Annotated in this window: 18 protein-coding genes and 1 pseudogene; 15 read left to right on the top strand and 4 right to left on the bottom strand. The window is 62.7% G+C overall.

Features of this window, described 5'->3' with window-relative positions; all coding sequences use genetic code 11:
- Positions 1-34: 34 nt before the first annotated feature.
- The 9 genes from ACFQ95_RS24565 (at position 35) to ACFQ95_RS24525 (ending at position 11355) form a co-directional block, all read left to right on the top strand.
- Positions 35-1000 (top strand): ABC transporter substrate-binding protein, encoded by a 966-nt coding sequence (locus ACFQ95_RS24565; RefSeq protein WP_422835364.1) that lies wholly within the window; start codon positions 35-37, stop codon positions 998-1000.
- 25 nt (positions 1001-1025) lie between these two features.
- Positions 1026-2096 (top strand): multiple monosaccharide ABC transporter substrate-binding protein, encoded by a 1071-nt coding sequence (chvE, locus tag ACFQ95_RS24560; protein ID WP_422835363.1) that lies wholly within the window; start codon positions 1026-1028, stop codon positions 2094-2096.
- 76 nt (positions 2097-2172) lie between these two features.
- On the top strand, positions 2173-3678 hold the full coding sequence (mmsA, locus tag ACFQ95_RS24555) for a multiple monosaccharide ABC transporter ATP-binding protein (protein WP_422835391.1): 1506 nt from the start codon (positions 2173-2175) through the stop codon (positions 3676-3678).
- 43 nt (positions 3679-3721) lie between these two features.
- Positions 3722-4942, top strand: a complete 1221-nt coding sequence (gene mmsB, locus ACFQ95_RS24550) for a multiple monosaccharide ABC transporter permease (protein ID WP_422835361.1) — start codon at positions 3722-3724, stop codon at positions 4940-4942.
- A gap of 29 nt (positions 4943-4971) precedes the next feature.
- Positions 4972-6510, top strand: a complete 1539-nt coding sequence (locus ACFQ95_RS24545; protein ID WP_422835359.1) for a sugar ABC transporter ATP-binding protein — start codon at positions 4972-4974, stop codon at positions 6508-6510.
- On the top strand, positions 6503-7564 hold the full coding sequence (locus tag ACFQ95_RS24540) for an ABC transporter permease (RefSeq protein WP_422835357.1): 1062 nt from the start codon (positions 6503-6505) through the stop codon (positions 7562-7564). The genes ACFQ95_RS24545 and ACFQ95_RS24540 overlap by 8 nt, the downstream gene beginning before the upstream one ends.
- Positions 7565-7614: 50 nt before the next feature.
- Positions 7615-8604 (top strand): galactofuranose ABC transporter, permease protein YjfF, encoded by a 990-nt coding sequence (gene yjfF, locus ACFQ95_RS24535; protein WP_422835389.1) that lies wholly within the window; start codon positions 7615-7617, stop codon positions 8602-8604.
- A 36-nt stretch (positions 8605-8640) separates the two neighbouring features.
- Positions 8641-10380, top strand: a complete 1740-nt coding sequence (locus ACFQ95_RS24530) for an IlvD/Edd family dehydratase (protein WP_422835356.1) — start codon at positions 8641-8643, stop codon at positions 10378-10380.
- 36 nt (positions 10381-10416) lie between these two features.
- A complete protein-coding gene (locus ACFQ95_RS24525) occupies positions 10417-11355 on the top strand; it encodes a dihydrodipicolinate synthase family protein (protein WP_422835355.1) in 939 nt (312 codons plus the stop codon).
- On the opposite strand, the gene ACFQ95_RS24520 is transcribed toward ACFQ95_RS24525, so the two are convergent.
- The 3 genes from ACFQ95_RS24520 to ACFQ95_RS24510 all read right to left on the bottom strand — a co-directional run bounded on the left by ACFQ95_RS24520 (position 11352) and on the right by ACFQ95_RS24510 (position 14041).
- The gene (locus ACFQ95_RS24520; protein WP_422835354.1) at positions 11352-11921 is read right to left on the bottom strand and encodes a pseudouridine synthase; all 570 of its coding nucleotides are present in this window, start codon (positions 11919-11921) and stop codon (positions 11352-11354) included. The two genes, ACFQ95_RS24525 and ACFQ95_RS24520, sit on opposite strands and share 4 nt — an antisense overlap.
- A 185-nt stretch (positions 11922-12106) precedes the next feature.
- Positions 12107-12376: a hypothetical protein gene (locus ACFQ95_RS24515; RefSeq protein ID WP_422835352.1), complete on the bottom strand. Its 270-nt coding sequence runs from the start codon at positions 12374-12376 to the stop codon at positions 12107-12109.
- Between the two features lie 246 nt (positions 12377-12622).
- The gene (locus ACFQ95_RS24510; protein ID WP_422835351.1) at positions 12623-14041 is read right to left on the bottom strand and encodes an aldehyde dehydrogenase family protein; all 1419 of its coding nucleotides are present in this window, start codon (positions 14039-14041) and stop codon (positions 12623-12625) included.
- A 109-nt stretch (positions 14042-14150) separates the two neighbouring features.
- Here ACFQ95_RS24510 and ACFQ95_RS24505 point away from each other — a divergent pair, with 109 nt between their 5' ends.
- The 5 genes from ACFQ95_RS24505 to ACFQ95_RS24485 all read left to right on the top strand — a co-directional run bounded on the left by ACFQ95_RS24505 (position 14151) and on the right by ACFQ95_RS24485 (position 17919).
- Complete coding sequence (locus tag ACFQ95_RS24505; RefSeq protein ID WP_422835349.1) at positions 14151-15059, top strand: LysR family transcriptional regulator; 909 nt, start codon at positions 14151-14153, stop codon at positions 15057-15059.
- A gap of 165 nt (positions 15060-15224) precedes the next feature.
- On the top strand, positions 15225-15644 hold the full coding sequence (locus tag ACFQ95_RS24500; RefSeq protein WP_422835347.1) for an organic hydroperoxide resistance protein: 420 nt from the start codon (positions 15225-15227) through the stop codon (positions 15642-15644).
- Between the two features lie 38 nt (positions 15645-15682).
- On the top strand, positions 15683-16990 hold the full coding sequence (locus ACFQ95_RS24495) for an ATP-binding protein (RefSeq protein WP_422835346.1): 1308 nt from the start codon (positions 15683-15685) through the stop codon (positions 16988-16990).
- 32 nt (positions 16991-17022) lie between these two features.
- A complete protein-coding gene (locus tag ACFQ95_RS24490; RefSeq protein WP_422835344.1) occupies positions 17023-17772 on the top strand; it encodes a response regulator in 750 nt (249 codons plus the stop codon).
- 9 nt (positions 17773-17781) lie between these two features.
- Positions 17782-17919, top strand: coding sequence for a hypothetical protein (locus ACFQ95_RS24485; RefSeq protein WP_422835342.1), 138 nt, complete (start codon positions 17782-17784; stop codon positions 17917-17919).
- On the opposite strand, the gene ACFQ95_RS24480 is transcribed toward ACFQ95_RS24485, so the two are convergent.
- Complete coding sequence (locus ACFQ95_RS24480; protein ID WP_422835341.1) at positions 17909-18037, bottom strand: hypothetical protein; 129 nt, start codon at positions 18035-18037, stop codon at positions 17909-17911. The two genes, ACFQ95_RS24485 and ACFQ95_RS24480, sit on opposite strands and share 11 nt — an antisense overlap.
- Before the next feature lie 133 nt (positions 18038-18170).
- On the opposite strand from ACFQ95_RS24480, the pseudogene ACFQ95_RS24475 reads away from it, so the two are divergent.
- Positions 18171-18404: pseudogene (locus ACFQ95_RS24475) on the top strand (alpha/beta hydrolase); the annotation flags it as partial.

The raw sequence follows: 18404 nt of genomic DNA, 5'->3' as shown, positions 1-18404 counted from the left end.
CCATTCCGCACAACCACCCTAACAGGAGACAAAGATGAAACTGAACCGCAGACACGTCATCAGCAGCACCGCTGCCGCTTCCCTCGCCGCCCTGCTGCCCGGCCTGGCTTTCGCCCAAAAGCCCATCGTGCTGGGCTTCAGCCAGGTGGGTGCCGAAAGCGAATGGCGCACCGCCAACACCGAGTCCATCAAGTCGTCGGCCAAGACCGCTGGCATTGAACTCAAGTTCTCCGATGCGCAGCAAAAACAAGAGAACCAGATCAAGGCCATACGCTCCTTCATCGCCCAAAAGGTCGATGTGATCGCCTTCTCGCCGGTGGTCGAATCGGGTTGGGAAACGGTGCTGCGCGAAGCCAAGGCCGCGAAGATTCCGGTGGTGCTGACCGACCGTGCCGTCAACACCAAGGACGACACGCTCTATGTCACCTTCATGGGTTCCGACTTCGTCGAAGAAGGCCGCAAGGCCGGCCGCTGGCTGGTCGACAAGATGAAGGACCAAAAGGGCGAGGTGCGCATAGTCGAACTGCAGGGCACGGTGGGCTCGGCCCCGGCAATCGACCGCAAGAAGGGCTTTGAAGAAATCATCAAGGCCGATCCCAAGTTCAAGATCGTGCGTTCACAAACCGGCGACTTCACACGCGCCAAGGGCAAGGAAGTGATGGAAGCCTTCCTCAAGGCCGAGGGCAAAAACATCAACGTGCTCTACGCACACAACGACGACATGGCCATAGGCGCCATCCAGGCGATTGAAGAAGCCGGCCTCAAGCCCGCCAAGGACATCACCATCATCTCCATCGATGCCGTGAAGGGCGCGTTCGAAGCCATGATCGCCGGCAAGCTCAACGTCAGCGTCGAATGCAGCCCGCTGCTGGGCCCGCAACTCATGTCAGCGGTCAAGGACATCAAGGCCGGCAAGACACTGCCCAAGCGCATCCTCACCGAAGAAGGCATCTTCCCCATGGAAGTGGCCGCCAAAGAGTTCCCGAACCGCAAGTACTGAACCGGCCCATCAAAGGAAACACAAGATGAAACGCAAGCTATTCCTGGCCGCATTGGCCATCGGCGCCACTGCCGCCTCCACCTTCGCTCCCATGGCCCAGGCCCAGGACAAGGGTCTGATCGGCATCTCCATGCCGACCAAGTCCTCGGCACGCTGGATCGCCGATGGCGACAACATGGTAAAGGTGCTCAAGGAACGCGGCTACAAGACCGACCTGCAATACGCCGACGACGACATCCCTAACCAGCTCGCGCAGATCGAGAACATGGTGACCAAGGGTGTGAAGGTGCTGGTGATCGCCTCCATCGACGGCACCACGCTGTCCAAGGTGCTGCAAAGTGCCGCCGACAAGGGCATCAAGGTCATCGCCTACGACCGCCTCATCAAGGGCTCGAAGAACGTCGACTACTACGCCACCTTCGACAACTTCCAGGTCGGCGTGCTGCAAGCTTCCACCATCGTCGACAAACTCGGCCTGAAGGAAGGCAAGGGTCCGTTCAACATCGAACTGTTCGGCGGCTCACCCGACGACAACAACGCCTTCTTCTTCTACGACGGCGCCATGTCAGTGCTCAAGCCCTACATCGACAGCGGCAAGCTGGTGGTGCGCAGCAAACAAATGGGCATGGACAAGGTCGGCACGCTGCGCTGGGACGGCGCCGTGGCCCAGGCCCGCATGGACAACCTGCTGTCGGCGTTCTACGGCAAAGACAAGGTCAACGCCGTGTTGTCGCCGTATGACGGCTTGTCGATCGGCATCTTGTCCTCGCTCAAAGGTGTGGGTTATTGCACCGCGCAGCAGCCCTGCCCCATCGTCAGCGGGCAAGACGCCGAAGTGCCTTCGGTCAAGTCAATTCTGCGCAACGAGCAGTACTCCACCATCTTCAAGGACACACGTGAACTGGCCAAGGTCACGGCCAATATGGTGGACGGTGTGATGGCGGGCAAAACGCCCGAAGTCAACGACACCAAGACCTACAACAACGGCGTGAAGGTGGTGCCTTCGTATCTGCTGAAACCCGTGGCCGTGGACAAGTCCAACTGGGAAAAGATCCTGGTCGGCAGCGGCTACTACAAGGCGACGCAGATCAAGTGACCCCAGCGCTTGTGCCCAGCCGGTGGCGGCGGGTGCAAGCCTCCGACGGAGCCCCGAATTGCAAACCTTGCTTGAAATGCGCAACATCCGGAAGACGTTTCCGGGTGTTGTGGCGCTAGACCGTGTGAACCTGCGTGTGCGCAGCGGTGAAATCCATGCGCTGGTGGGCGAAAACGGCGCCGGCAAATCCACGCTGATGAAGGTGCTGAGCGGCGTGTACCCGCACGGCAGCTACGAAGGCGACATCGTTTATGACGGCCAGACCCAATCGTTTGGCGGCATCCACGACAGCGAGGCCGCGGGCGTGATCATCATCCACCAGGAGCTGGCCCTGGTGCCCATGTTGTCCATCACCGAGAACATTTTTCTCGGCAATGAAGTCGCCAAAAACGGTGTGATCGACTGGATAGAGGCGCACCGCCGCACCCAGGAGCTGCTCACCAAAGTCGGCCTGAAAGAATCACCCGAATCGCCCATCAAAGACCTGGGCATGGGCAAACAACAACTGGTGGAAATCGCCAAGGCCTTGTCCAAGCGTGTGCGCTTGCTGATACTGGACGAGCCCACCGCCAGCCTGAATGAAAACGACAGCCAGGCCCTGCTGGACCTGCTGATAGGCCTGCGTGAACAGGGTGTGACCTGCATACTGATTTCACACAAGCTCAACGAGATATCACGCGTCGCCGACACCATCACCATACTGCGCGACGGCAGCACGGTGGAGTCGCTGGACTGCCACAGCAGCGCCGTGAGTGAAGACCACATCATCCGCGGCATGGTGGGCCGGGCCATGGCCGACCGTTATCCGCCGCGCACACCCAACATCGGCCCCGTGGCATTTGAAGTGCGTGACTGGCAGGTGCGCCACCCGCTGCACCCCGACCGCATCTTCCTGCGCAAGCTCAACCTCACCGCCGGGCGCGGCGAAGTGGTGGGCATTGCCGGACTGATGGGCTCGGGCCGCACCGAGTTCGCCATGAGTGTCTTCGGCCGCAGCTGGGGCCAGTTCGTCAGCGGCCAGGTGCTGCTGCAGGGCCAGGAAATCGACACCAGCAACGTCGGCCGCGCCATCGCCCACGGCTTGGCCTACGTCACCGAAGACCGCAAGGGTGCGGGCCTGGTGCTGGACGAAGACATTCGTTTCAACGTCTCGCTGGCCAATCTGGAGGGGGTGTCGAAAGCCACCGTCATCGACCAAGGTGCCGAACACAACGTGGCCGAGCGTTACCGCAAGGCGCTGCGCATACGTTCGTCTGGTGTGGACCAGTTGGCGCTCAATCTCTCGGGCGGCAACCAGCAGAAGGTGGTGCTGGGCAAATGGCTGTTCACCGAACCGCAGGTGCTGATTCTCGATGAGCCCACACGCGGCATCGATGTAGGCGCCAAGTACGAAATCTACGCGCTGATTGCCAAGCTGGCCGAGGAAGGCAAGTGTGTGATCGTGATCTCCTCGGAAATGCCGGAGTTGCTGGGCATCACCGACCGCATCTACGTGATGAACGAAGGCCGTTTTGTGGCCGAGATGCCCACGGCCGAAGCCAGCCAGGAAAAAATCATGAGCGCCATCGTCAAAGCGAAATAGGCCAAGCCAAACAAGCCAAGCGAAATACAACAGGTCACCACGTATGGACAACCCCATCTCCCTCAAGGCCGCACCAGCGGCGGCGGCCCCCGCGCCAGCCGAACCCCAAGGCTCGGCCAAATCCAATACACGCCGCATCTTCCGCGAATATGGCATGTTGATCTCGCTCGTCGTGATCATGGGCTTCTTCCAGTACATGACCGACGGCACACTGATGCAGCCGCTGAACCTCACCAACCTGGTGCTGCAGAACAGTTACATCGTCATCATGGCGCTGGGCATGTTGCTGGTGATTGTGGCCGGGCATATCGACCTTTCGGTTGGTTCGGTCTGCGGCTTCATAGGCGCACTGGCGGCTGTGCTGATGGTCAACTACGACTGGCCGGTGCTGCCCGCCACCATCGTGTGTCTGGCCTGCGGCGGCTTGATAGGCGCCATCCAGGGCTGGTTTGTGGCGTACTTCCGTATCCCGTCCTTCATCGTCACGCTGGCGGGCATGCTGGTGTTCAAGGGTTTGGCGTTGGCGCTGCTGCAAGGCCAATCGGTCGGGCCTTTTCCCGAAGTGTTCCAGCGCCTGAGCTCGGGCTTTATTCCCGACCTGTTCAGCACCGATGGCTTCCGTTTCACCTCGTTGCTGCTGGGGGTGGTGGTGGCGGTGGTTTTGTCTGTGGCCAGCATACGCAGCCGCTTGCGCGAGGCACGCCACGGCATCACCTCTGAGCCCGCAGCCGTGTTCTTCTTCCGCATCAGCGTGGTGGCGGCTTTGCTGGTGGGCTTCACCTGGATGCTGTCTTCGTACCGTGGCCTGCCCAACGTGCTTATCGTGATGGCGCTGCTGGTGCTGCTGTACGACTTTGTGATGCGCCGCACCACCATAGGCCGGCGCGTCTATGCACTCGGCGGCAACGAAAAGGCGGCGCGCCTGTCGGGTATCAAGACCGAGCGCCTGGCGTTCTACACCTTCGTCAACGTGGGTGTGCTCGCCGCACTCGCCGGGCTGGTGTTTGCCGCAAGGCTGAACACCGCCACACCCAAGGCCGGCCTGGGTTTTGAGCTGGACGTGATCGCCGCGTGTTTCATCGGCGGCGCCTCGGCCTCGGGCGGTGTGGGCAAGATCATGGGCGCGGTCATAGGCGCCTTCATCATGGGCGTGATGAACAACGGCATGTCCATCCTGGGCATAGGCATCGACTACCAACAGGTGATCAAGGGCCTGGTGTTGCTGGCCGCCGTGTTTGTCGACGTGTACCACAAGAACCGCTAACAGCGTTCACCCAGATCCACCAGGCCACCATGTCCAGCCCCAACTCACCGTCCCCTGTGCTGGAACTCTCCGGCATCGACATGCGCTTCGGCCCCGTGCAGGTGTTGCAGGGCGCCAAGCTGCGGCTGATGCCGGGCGAGATCCACGCCCTGATGGGGCAAAACGGCGCCGGCAAGTCCACGCTGGTGAAGATACTGACGGGCGTGTTCCCGCCGACACGCGGCAGCATGACACTGGACGGCCAAACCGTGCAACTGCAATCGCCGCTGCAGGCGCAGCAACTGGGCATCAGCACCGTGTACCAGGAGGTCAACCTCTGCCCCAACCTCACGGTGGCTGAGAACGTGTTTGCCGGGCGCTTTCCGCGTTGCGGTGCGCTGCAGGGCTACCGCATCGACTGGGCAGCGGTGCACAGCCAAGCACGCACACTGCTGGCACGTATTGGCCTGCACATCGACGTGACGCGGCTGTTGTCCAGCTACCCGGTAGCGGTGCAGCAGATGGTGGCCATTGCGCGCGCGCTGGGTGTCAACGCGCGGGTGCTGGTGCTCGATGAGCCGACCTCCAGCTTAGACGACGACGAGGTGCACAAGCTTTTTGAAGTGCTGCGCAAGTTGCGCGCCGATGGCCTGGCGATTGTTTTCATCACCCACTTCATCAACCAGGTCTACGCGGTGTCGGACCGTATCACCGTACTGCGCAACGGTGCCTGGGTGGGTGAGTGGCTGGCCAGCGAGCTCACACCCTCGGCCATGATTGCCGCCATGCTGGGCCGCGAACTGGCGGCGCAACAGGCGCGCACCCAGGCGCCGCAAGCAGTGGACAGCAGCGCACCGGCTTTGTTGTCGGCCGAAGGCCTGGGCCAAACGGCGCTGCTGCACCCGCTGGACCTGCAAGTGCGTGCCGGCGAAATCGTCGGTCTGGCCGGTCTGCTGGGCGCGGGCCGCACCGAACTGGCGCGCCTATTGTTTGGCCTGGAAGCGCCCGACCGTGGCGCCTTGCGCATCGACGGCCAGGTGGTGCGCTTTGGCAACCCGGCCGAGGCGATTGCGCATGGCCTGGCGCTGTGCCCCGAAGAACGCAAGACCGATGGCATCGTGGCCGAACTCTCGGTGCGCGAAAACATTGTGCTGGCCCTGCAGGCGCGCATGGGCACACGCCGCTTCCTGCCGCTGCACGAACAAACCGCAATGGCCGAAAAGTTTGTCAGCGCGCTGGGCATCAAAACCAAGGATATTGAAACCCCCATAGGCCTGCTGTCGGGCGGCAACCAGCAAAAGGCCATCATCGCGCGCTGGCTGGCCACCGAGCCCCGCCTGCTGATTCTGGACGAGCCCACACGCGGCATCGACGTGGCGGCCAAGCAAGAGATCATGGACCAGATCCAGCGCCTGGCCGCAGCCGGCATGGCGGTGTTGTTCATCTCCTCAGAAATGAGTGAAGTGGTGCGTGTGGCGCACCGCATCGTGGTGCTGCGCGACCGCCGCAAAGTGGGTGAGTTGCCGGCCGGCAGCAGCGAAGACGATGTTTACCAATTGATTGCCACCGAGCACGCAGAACATGCCTGAGACAAAACACACAGCGTCCCTGGCGGCGCGCGCCTTCCAGCATCGCCTGGCCTGGCCAGTGCTGACGCTGCTGTTATTGCTGGCCGTGAACGCCGCATTCAACCCCGGCTTTTTGCACCTGGAATGGCGCGACGGCCATCTCTACGGCAGCCTCATCGACATCCTGAACCGCGCCGCGCCCCTGGTGGTGGTGACCCTGGGCATGACGCTGGTGATCGCCACACGCGGCATTGACATCTCGGTCGGTGCCGTGGTCGCGATTGCCGCCGCCTCGGCGGCGTGGATGATTGGCGGCGCGGTGGACGGCGAAACCAGCCGCTTCCCGCTGTGGATGGCGGTCGGCGCGGCGCTGGGCGTGGCCCTGGTCTGCGGCCTGTGGAATGGCACGCTGGTGGCCGCCGTGGGCATGCAGCCCATCATCGCCACACTGATCTTGATGGTGGCCGGGCGCGGCCTGGCACAGCTCATCACCGATGGGCAGATCGTCACCGTGTACTACAAGCCCTACTTCTTTTTTGGCGGCAGCTTCTTGCTGGGCATTCCGTTCTCGCTGTTCATTGCCACGGCGGTGTTTGCCGTGCTGTACCTGGCCACCACGCGCACGGCGCTGGGCTTGTTCATACAGGCCGTGGGCATCAACCCCTCGGCGGCGCGTGTGGCCGGCATACAGGCGCGGCGGCTCACGCTTGGTGCCTACGCCGTGTGTGGTTTGTGCGCAGGCATTGCGGGTTTGTTGATCAGCTCCAACGTGAAGAGTGCCGACGGCAACAACGCCGGCCAGTTGCTGGAGCTGGACGCCATCCTCGCCGTAACGCTGGGCGGCACCTTGCTGACCGGTGGGCGCTTCAGCCTGGTGGGCAGCGTGATTGGTGCACTCATCATCCAGACGCTGACCTATGCCATTTATTCGCTGGGTGTGCCGCCCGAGATCAACCTGGTTGTGAAAGCCGTGGTGGTGTTTGCGGTGATGCTGTTGCAGTCGGCCGAGTTCCGAACCTCGCTGCGCATTCTGTTTGTACGACAGAACAACGGCACAGGAGGTATCCCCTCATGAGCGCCACCATGCCCCAACCTGTGGTTACTCCCCCAACCGTGCCCCCCGTCATGCCCACACCGGCGCCCACGCGGAGTACACGTTTCGACCCCAAGTATTGGCCGCTGGCCGCCACCATCTCGCTGTTCATGGTAGTCGCCACCTTCGGCTCGCTGCGTTACGACGGTTTCTTCTCGGCCCAGGTGTTTCTGAACCTGCTGATCGACAACGCCTTCCTGGTGGTGGTGGCCGTGGGCATGACCTTTGTGGTGCTGACCGGCGGCATCGACCTGTCGGTGGGCTCGGTGATTGCGCTCACCACCATGGTGTCGGCCGCGCTGGTGGAGCATCGCGGCTGGAGCCCGTGGCTGGTGATTCCGCTGGTGCTGCTGATGGGCACGGCGTTTGGCGCCTTCATGGGCCACTTGATAGAGCGTTACCGGCTGCAGCCTTTTATCGTCACCCTCGCCGGCATGTTTTTGGCGCGCGGCCTTTGTTATGTGATCAGCATAGACTCGATCAGCATCACCAACGAAAGTTACTCGGCGATCTCGCAAATCCGCGTACCGCTGTGGGAAGACGCTTCCGTGTCGGCCAGCGCCTTGATTGCACTCGCCGTGTTGCTGGCTGCCATCTTTGTGGCGCATTACACACCCTTTGGCCGCACGGTGTACGCCATTGGTGGCAGCGAAGTCTCTGCCAGGCTCATGGGTTTGCCGGTGCGGCGCACGCTGGTGAGTGTGTACGCGCTCTCGGGCTTCTGCGCGGCGCTGGCCGGTGTGTTGTTCACCTTCTACATGCTCTCGGGCTACGGCTTACACGCCGTCGGCCTGGAGCTGGACGCGATTGCCGCCGTGGTGATTGGCGGCACGCTGCTCACCGGCGGTGTGGGCTACGTGGCCGGCACGCTGTTTGGTGTGTTGATGCTGGGCATCATCCAAACACTGATCTCCTTCGACGGCACGCTCAGCTCGTGGTGGACCCGCATTGTGGTGGGCGCCCTGCTGTTTGTGTTCTGCCTGCTGCAACGTGTGTTCACCGCCGCCGCACCACGCCGCTAACTCTTCTGACTAGTTTTTCCAACGACACCCCACACCATGTCTGATACTCCGAAACGCAAACTACGCTCCACCGAATGGTTTGGCACGGCCGATAAAAACGGCTTCATGTACCGCAGCTGGATGAAGAACCAGGGCATACCCGACCATGAGTTCGACGGCCGCCCTATCGTGGGCATCTGCAACACCTGGTCCGAGCTGACACCCTGCAACGCGCACTTCCGCAAGATTGCCGAACACGTGAAGCGCGGCATCTCTGAAGCCGGTGGCTTTCCGGTGGAGTTCCCGGTGTTCTCCAACGGTGAATCCAATCTACGGCCCACCGCCATGCTCACGCGCAACCTGGCCAGCATGGACGTGGAAGAAGCCATTCGTGGCAACCCGATTGACGCCGTGGTGCTGCTCACCGGCTGCGACAAAACCACACCCGCGCTGCTGATGGGTGCGGCCAGTTGCGACATTCCGGCCATCGTCGTCACCGGTGGGCCCATGCTCAACGGCAAGCTCGAAGGGCGCGACATTGGCTCGGGCACGGCCGTCTGGCAACTGCATGAATCGCTGAAGGCGGGCGAGATCAACCTGCACCAGTTCCTTGCGGCCGAAGGCGGCATGAGCCGATCGGCTGGCACCTGCAACACCATGGGCACGGCCTCCACCATGGCTTGTATGGCCGAAGCGCTGGGCACCTCGCTGCCGCACAACGCCGCGATTCCGGCGGTGGACGCGCGCCGTTACGTGCTGGCGCAGATGTCGGGCATGCGTGCGGTGCAAATGGCCAAGGAGGGACTCACGCTGTCCAAGATCCTCACACGCGAAGCGTTTGAAAACGCCATCCGCACCAACGCAGCCATAGGTGGCTCGACCAACGCCGTCATCCACCTGAAGGCGATTGCCGGGCGCATCGGTGTGGACCTGGAGCTTGAAGACTGGACACGTATAGGCGCGGGCACACCCACGCTGGTCGACCTCATGCCCTCGGGCCGCTTCCTGATGGAAGAGTTCTACTACGCCGGAGGCCTGCCCGCCGTGCTGCGCCGCCTGGGTGAAAACGGCTTGTTGCCGCACCCGAATGCACTCACGGTCAACGGCAGCAGCCTGTGGGACAACGTGAAAGACGCGCCCAACTACAACAACGAGGTGATTCGCACACTCGACAACCCGCTGATCGCCGACGGCGGCATACGCATCCTGCGCGGCAACCTGTCGCCACGTGGTGCGGTGCTCAAGCCGTCTGCCGCCACACCCGAGCTGCTGCAGCACCGTGGCCGCGCCGTGGTGTTTGAAGATTTTGACGACTACAAAAAACGCATTGGCGACGAAGACCTGGATGTCGACGCCAACTCCGTCATGGTGCTGAAAAACGCCGGCCCACGCGGCTACCCCGGCATGGCCGAGGTGGGCAATATGGGCCTGCCGCCCAAGCTGCTGCGCCAGGGCATCAAGGACATGGTGCGTATCTCAGACGCGCGCATGAGTGGCACCGCCTACGGCACCGTGGTGCTGCACGTGGCGCCCGAGGCCGCCGCCGGTGGTCCGCTGGCGGTGGTGCGCCAGGGTGACTGGATAGAACTCGACTGCGCCGGTGGCCGCCTGCACCTCGACATCAGCGACGAAGAGCTCGCCGCACGTATGGCCGCACTGACCGACGCCGCCCCGCGTGGCCGCAAGGGCGGTTACGAACGCCTGTATGTCGACCACGTGTTGCAGGCCGACGAAGGCTGCGACTTCGACTTCCTGGTGGGCTGCCGTGGCTCGGAAGTGCCGCGCCACTCGCATTGATCCCAACCCATCTCACAACATCTGACGAGACCCGTAATGAGCAACCAGCACACGCGACAAACTCCACGCTTCAAAGGCGTGTTCCCCGTAGCCCCGACCACGTTCAAGGAAGACGGCACACTAGACCTGGAAAGCCAGAAGCGTTGCATAGACTTCATGATCGACGCCGGCTCGCAAGGCATCTGCATACTGGCCAATTTCTCCGAACAGTTTTTGCTCGGCGACGACGAGCGTGAAGTGCTCACGCGGACCGTGCTCGAACACGTGGCCGGGCGTGTGCCCATCATCGTCACCACCACACACTTCAGCACCCACGTGTGTGTGGAGCGCTCGCGCCGCGCACAGGCCATGGGCGCGGCCATGGTGATGGTGATGCCGCCCTACCACGGTGCCACCTTCCGCGTCACCGAACCACAGATCTACAGCTTCTACCAACAACTGTCGGACGCGCTCAGCATCCCCATCATGGTGCAAGACGCACCCGCCAGCGGCACCCCCTTGTCGCCCGCCTTCCTGGCGCGCATGGCCACCGAGTTGGAAAACGTCGCCTACTTCAAGATCGAAACCGCCGGTGCCGCATCCAAGCTGCGCGAGCTGATCCGCCTGGCCGACGCGGCCGTGGAAGGCCCGTGGGACGGCGAAGAAGCCATCACCCTGCTGGCCGACCTGGACGCAGGCGCCACCGGCGCGATGACCGGCGGCGGCTACCCCGATGGCATTCGCCGCATCACCGACGCCTATTTCGCTGGCAACCGCGAAGAAGCCGTGGAGCAATACATGCGCTGGCTGCCGCTGATCAACTACGAGAACCGCCAAGCCGGCTTCCTGGCTGCCAAGGCGCTGATGAAGGAAGGCGGTGTGATCGCCTGTGAAGCCCCACGCCACCCCTGGCCCCACATGCACCCCGAAGTGCGCAAAGGCTTGCTCGAGGTGGCCCGCCGCCTCGACCCGGTGGTGTTGCGCTGGGGGCGTTAAATATTGATTGGGGCGTCCAGCCAAGTGCCAGGCGCCAAACCATCCAGCGTGTAAGGCCCGACTGCCGCGCGCACCAGCCGCAGGGTAGGAAAGCCCACAGCCGCCGTCATGCGCCGCACCTGGCGGTTACGGCCTTCACTGATGGTCAACGCCAGCCAGGCCGTGGGAATGCTCTGCCGCACACGGATGGGCGGGTCGCGCTGCCACAGCGCGGGCGCCTCGGCCAGTAGCCGCGCCTGTGCGGGGCGCGTCGGGCCATCGTTCAACATCACGCCCTGGCGCAGCGCATTCAGGCTCGCCTCGTCGGGCACACCCTCCACCTGCGCCCAGTAAGTCTTGGCCATCTTGAAACGCGGGTCGGCAATCCGCGCCTGCAGCTTGCCGTCATTGGTGAGCAACAGCAGGCCCTCGCTGTCGCCATCCAAGCGGCCTGCGGCGTAAACGCCGGGCAGGTCAATGAAGTCCTTCAAGCCACGCCAGTGGCCTTCGGGCTGGAACTGGCTCAGCACGCCGTAGGGCTTGTTGAAAAGGATGAGGCGGGAGTAAGAATTGGCGGCTGGGTTCATGGATGGTGGAGCATAACAAGCCGGGCACCGCTACCCCGCCCGGTATCCGCGGTCAAAAAAACGCGCTTTGAGCGCGCGGTCTGCTGCCTTTAGCAGTTGCTGGTGCCTGGGCTGCTTATGCAGACACCGGGTTAACCGCAGGCAGGCGCCAACCATTGGCCCCATGAGGGGCCCCTGGACCCCATTCAGTATTTGATGTCTCGCTTCTCTTGCCGGCCATCCTGCTTGGCCTCACGCTTGTCCTGGCGGCATGCGGCGTTGCTCTTATTGTTCTCCTGGCGGCAGTCGATCTTGGCCGAGCGCGCCTCCTTCTTGGCATTCTGATTCGCGTCCCTGCCATCCTGGCGCTGCTGCGACTGATTGGTCGCCAGCGCAGCACCCGACATCACCAGCAAGCTGGCTGTAGCCAGCAGGCCAAGCGTTCGGCCCACTGCTACTTTTTTCAGAGTGATCATTCATGCTCCTTCGCACGGCGGAAAGCACCGGCTCGGAAATTCTACGCCCCAGTGTCGCGGCGTCCTCACGCCCCCAGCCTGCACTCATGATCCGGCGCGGGCTGAGCCGCTCACGAATGGCAAACCCTTGATGGCAGGTCCCAAGCAAGCAGGTGATCGGCAAGGACTCGCTTTTCCCCCTTCATGCCCGAGGTTCGGCTTGAGCGCACCAGCAGCCCCCAAAGGAATCGCTTTCACTCTGTGCGCTCAGACCGTCACAATTGCCTTGGGCTCCAAAAATGCCTCCAGGCCAAACAAACCATTTTCTCGGCCAAGCCCGGATTGCTTGACCCCTCCGAAAGGCGCCAACGGATCGACCATGGTGCGGTTGATCAGCACCGCACCGGCCTGCAATTGCTGCGCAAGCCGCTCAGCCCTTTGGACGTTCGACGAAAACACATAGGCTTGCAAGCCATAGATGGAATCGTTGGCCATTGCGATGGCGTCGGCCTCGTTGTCATACGCCAGAATCGACAACACCGGCCCAAAGATCTCCTCTCGCGCAATGTCCATGTCACGGTCTACGTGCGCAAAAACCGTAGGCTTGACGAAGTAGCCTGCCTGCAAACCCTGGGGCCGCCCCTCGCCACCCGCAATCAACGTGGCGCCCTGTTCCAGCCCACGCCGGATGTAGTGCTGAATTCTTTCGTACTGGCTGCGGCTGGCCAGGGGGCCTATGGCCGTGGCCGGGTCGCGTGGGTCGCCCACCCGCAGGGCCGAGACGTGCGCCTGCACCAGCGTGATCACCTGCTCCAGCCTATGCCGCGGAACCAGCAAGCGTGTCCCGGCCACACAGGCCTGGCCGTTGTTCATGAAAGCAGCGCCCAGGGCCTGCCCAATGGCCTCTGCAAATGGGGCATCGTCGAGCACGATGGCGGCCGACTTTCCCGTCAGCCCCAGGCTCACACGTTTCATGCTGTCGACCGCCGCACGCGCAATGATCTTGCCCGTGCTGGTCGAGCCGGTGAATGAAATTTTGGCAATGTCGGCGCTGGTGCTGAGTTCGTCGCCCACGTCATCACCACGGCCCAGCAGGATATTGAAGAACCCTGCGGGCAGGCCCGCCGCATGCAGTGCCTGCGCGGTGACCTCGGTCTGCCAGGGGCTCAATTCACTGGGTTTGATCACCGAGGCGCAACCTGCGGCAATCGCCGAAGCCAGCTTGTTGCAAATCGTCCCGGCCACGCTGTTCCAGGGTGCGATCAACGCGGCAACCCCCACGGGCCGCATGTGCACCACGGATTCGCCTATGTGCCGGGTGAACTCATAGCCCGCCAAAATCTTCGCCGTTCTGGCAAAACATTGCGAAGCGTATTGACTGACCCACTGCGCTCTGGACACAGGGCCGCCATATTCTTCTATGGTCACATCCCGAATGTGATCGGCCCGGGCCAGCACGGCGGCTTCCAACTGCTTGAGCATTTCGATGCGCTCGCTTTTGCTGCTGCCTGCCAACTGTGGCTGTGCGCCCTTGGCTGCCGCGATTGCCAATTTGGCATCGTCGCGATTGGCCAGCCGGGTGTGAGCAATGGTTTGCTCTGTGCTCGGGTTGACGCTTTGCAGCACGGTAGTGCCCTGTACCGGCACAAAGCGACCGTGGATATAGGACTGATTAAATTCACGCATGACGGCTCCTGAACGACGCATTGAAGATGACTGGATGGGCAGTCTAGGAACATCTTTTTATACTGACAATATGGTCAAATCTGCATGATTCATACCGAAAATCAGGACAATGCACAAAAGCGGTCTCATTGAACTGCAAGCGCTGCTGGCGGTCGCCCGGCGCCGGAGTTTTCGCGCCGCCGCCGTGGAGCTGGAAATGTCCACCTCGGCGCTCAGCAGCGCCATCGCCGGGCTGGAGGTCAGACTGGGCTCTAGGCTGTTCCATCGCACCACGCGCAGCGTGGCGCTGACCGATGCAGGGCAACAGTTCGTGGAGCAGATTGCGCCTGCGGTCAAACAGATCCAGGATGCGATGGCCACAGTCAACGACAGACGCACCACGCCCACCGGCACGCTGCGCATCAACAGCTCACTCGGCGCGGCCTTGATGAGCTACTTCCCGCTGATGAGCGAGTTCTCGCGGCGCTACCCAGACGTCACCCTGGATCTCGTGACCGAAGGGCAGATGGTGGACATCATTGCCGAGGGCTTTGACGCCGGCTTGCGCCCCAGCCATCTGGTGCCCAAGGACATGATCCGTGTGCCGCTGAGCGACGACGTGCCCTTGTGCATCGTCGGTTCGCGCGACTACTTTGCACAACATCCGCCACCGCAAAAGGTGGCAGACCTGTCCAGCCACAGATGCATACGCGCACGCCTGCCCAACGGCGCCGCATCACCATGGCAGTTGTTGGTCAGGAAGAAAACCATACACGTCGAAGTGCCGGGCTCGCAGGTGTTTGATGCCCCTTTGCTGATGCGGGAAGGCGCGCGCCGCGGCCTGGGCTTGGCACAAGTGGCGCATTGGTATGTCGCCGACGATATTGCCAAAGGAGAGCTGATGGAGGTACTGCCAAACTTCGCCCCGCGCTTGCCCGGTCTGTCGCTCTACTACGCCGGCAACCGCCACGTGCCGGCGGGCTTGCGTGCCTTGATCGATCTTGCCCATGCACAACGCACGACCAAAGGCCCCGGCTGATATGACACCAATCTGTTTCACGCCGCACCATCAAGCGTTTTGTATGGTTTTGTACAAGGGTAGGGGCAGGTCTACATTCGGTTAGAAAACCCCTGTGAAGCAACACACCGCGCTTTCACAATCGCGGCGTCATTTCGACATAAAGCCCTTCAGAAAGCGATCACCATGAGCACACCCGAAGACAAGGTTCTTTATACCGGCCGCACCCACACCACCGGAGGCCGCAGCGGCGCGGCGCGCAGCGACGACGGCCGTCTGGACATCGTCCTCACACGCTTCGGCAGCACCGGCCAAGGCACCAACCCGGAACAACTGTTTGCCGCGGGTTGGTCGGCCTGCTTCATGGGCGCCATGGCGCGGGCCGCTCAGCCCCTGGGCGTGAAGCTACCCGACGACCTGGCCGTAGACGCCGAGGTCGATCTGCTGCAGGGCCCCGATGGCTTCGCGCTGTCGGCGCGCCTCAAGGTCAGTGTCCCGGGCATAGCGCACGACAAGGCGTTGGCCGTCGTGCAGGGCGCACACCAGTTGTGCCCCTACTCCAAGGCCACCCGTGGCAACATCCGGGTCGATCTGTCGATTGCCTGAACGCCCCCGCCACGCCCACCATCACCACGGTAAACCGAATGCACACAATCCTTAGACGGCTGTGGCCGTCCACCTTGTTGGCACGTGTCACCCTGCTGGTGCTGCTGGGCATGGCGGCCGCTCAACTGCTCACCTACGTGGCGATACGCCACGAACGTGGGGAGACACTGATGCATCTGATGATCAGCGGTGTCGAGCAGGACATCGCGAGCTCGGTGGCCATACTGGACCGGCTGCCCGCCCAGGAGCGCAGCGACTGGTTTGCGAAACTGGAGCGGCCCAACTATGGGTTTTCTCTGGAAGGCGTAGTGGACACACCGCCACCCGACTCGCCCGCCCTGGCCCGCTTTGTGGAAGTTCTCACCAAGGCCCTGCAACCCTTCCCGGTGCTGGCCGTGGGACAACTCCGCCAAGTGCGCGAAACCGTGCGCATGCAGGTACGCCTCAGCGACGGCTCCTCACTGTATGTGCTCGCCCGCCGCGTGCCCATGCCGGTCTCGGACTGGGTGAGCTGGCTGCTGCTGGCGCAACTGCTGGTGCTCGGGGTCTTTGCCTGGCTAGGCATACGCCTGGTGACACGTCCTCTGGAACGGCTGGCTGCAGCGGCAGACCGGCTGGGTCCGGATCTGCAGCCCGCTATCGTCGCCGAGACCGGCCCCGTCGAGGTGGTACGGGCCGCGCGCGCTTTCAACGCGATGCAACAACGCATCACCGGCTACATGAACGAACGCATGCAGATTTTGGCCGCGATCTCGCACGATCTGCAAACCCCGATCACGCGCATGCGGCTGCGTGTAGACCTGATGGATGACATGCCCGAAGCCGACAAATTTCGCCAGGACCTGGAAGCCATGCGCAGCCTTGTGCATGAAGGCGTCACCTATGCCAAGACGCTGCAGGGCTCGGAAGAAAAGGTACGCCTGCTGGACATGGACGCGCTGCTGCGCAGCATCGTCAACGACTACGCCGACACCGGAAGCCCGGTCACGCTGACGGGCGAAGCCGGCACCCCCATCAGCAGCCGCCCGAATGCCTTGCGCCGCATCCTCACCAACCTTGTAGACAACGCACTGAAATACGGCCAGCACGCCGAGGTGCTGGTGCAGTGGCAGGACGGGTGTTTGCAGATCGACATCTGCGACAGCGGACCTGGCATTGCGCAGGACCAGCTTGCCGCGGTCATGCAACCCTTCTACCGCATCGAAAGCTCGCGCAACCGCGAGACCGGCGGCACCGGGCTGGGCCTGGCGATAGCGCAGCAACTGGCGCTGTCGCTGGGTGCAGAGCTTTCATTGCACAACCGCCCTGAAGGCGGCTTGCGCGCTAGCCTGCAACTGCCCGCCTAGACCTATCCACCCGGCCCACAACAAACACCACCATGACCAGCACCGTTCCCGCCAGCGACCACATCCTTCTGGTTGACGATGACCGCGACATCCGCGATCTGGTCAGCGCCTACCTGCAGAAAAATGGCTTGCGCGTCAGCACGGCGCCCACCGGTCGGCACATGCGCCAGATGCTGGAAACCGCAGGGCCTTTCGATCTCATCATCCTCGACCTGATGCTGCCGGGCGAAGACGGCCTGACCCTTTGCCGCGACTTGCGCGCGGGCAAGTTCAAGACCACCCCCGTCATCATGCTCACTGCACGCGGCGATGAGGCCGACCGCGTCTTGGGCCTGGAGATGGGGGCCGACGACTACATGCCCAAACCGTTTGCGGCGCGCGAACTGCTCGCACGCATCAAGTCGGTGTTGCGCCGTACCCGCATGCTGCCACCGAACATGCGCAGCAGCGACGAGGCACGCTACCTGGCTTTTGGGACATGGCGGCTGGACACCGTTGAACGCGTTCTGCTGGACCAGGATGGCATGGTGGTGTCACTGAGCGGCGCCGAGTATCGGCTGCTGCGTGTGCTGGTGGACCACCCGCAAAAAGTGCTGACCCGCGACCAGATCCTCTCCATCACCCAGGGGCGCGAAACCGAGCTGTTCGAACGCTCGATAGACCTGATGATCAGCCGCCTGCGCAAGTGCCTGGGCGACGACGCACGCGAGCCGCGCTACATCAAGACCGTGCGTAGCGAAGGCTACGTCTTTGCCAGCCAGGTCGAGGCACAGGACGCTTAGCGGCCAGCCATGCGCAAAATCCTGTTCTCGTTTATGTTCTTCTTCGGCGGCCTGGCCTCGGAGATCAGCCAGCCCACCGGCCGGCCCTGCCCACTCCCCAGCACCCACGCCGCGCGGCTGGCGCAACGGCCAGGCGTCAGGCCGTAAGCCTGGGATCCAGCGCCTTTTCTGTTCGTTGACCAGCCAGCGCCACCTTCAGGGTGGCGCTGGCGTTCTGGCGCACGTCTACGCCGTGCGCAGCGGCTTTGTATGCTTGTGTATCCACACGCGCCATGCGCTACACAGCCATGCATTTTGAGGGGTTGCATGACACATGCCACATACATCGCGGCGGTGTACTAGAGGCAGCCGACAAGCTCACGTCGGTTGCTCTCATCCCAACCCTGAAAGGCTAAAAAATGAACACCTTGAACATGCCAACACGCCGCCGCAGCTTCCTGGGCAGCGCCGCACTGAGTCTGGCGGTGGCGCCGATCGGCAGCTTGCTTGGCGCCCAGGCGCGCGCCGCCTCCCCCGATGGCGCCACCCGTTTTGCATTGCTGAAAACCGTCAACGCGGGCGACCTGGGCGTCGAATACGCGGAAGCTGGCCCGGCCCAGGGTCCGGTGGCCATCCTGCTGCACGGCTGGCCG

This window comes from Variovorax sp. HJSM1_2 (assembly GCF_049316285.1).
GTDB lineage: Bacteria > Pseudomonadota > Gammaproteobacteria > Burkholderiales > Burkholderiaceae_C > Rhodoferax_B.
Note: the sequence above shows the minus strand (reverse complement) of the source record. Positions and strands in the feature narration are given on the sequence as shown.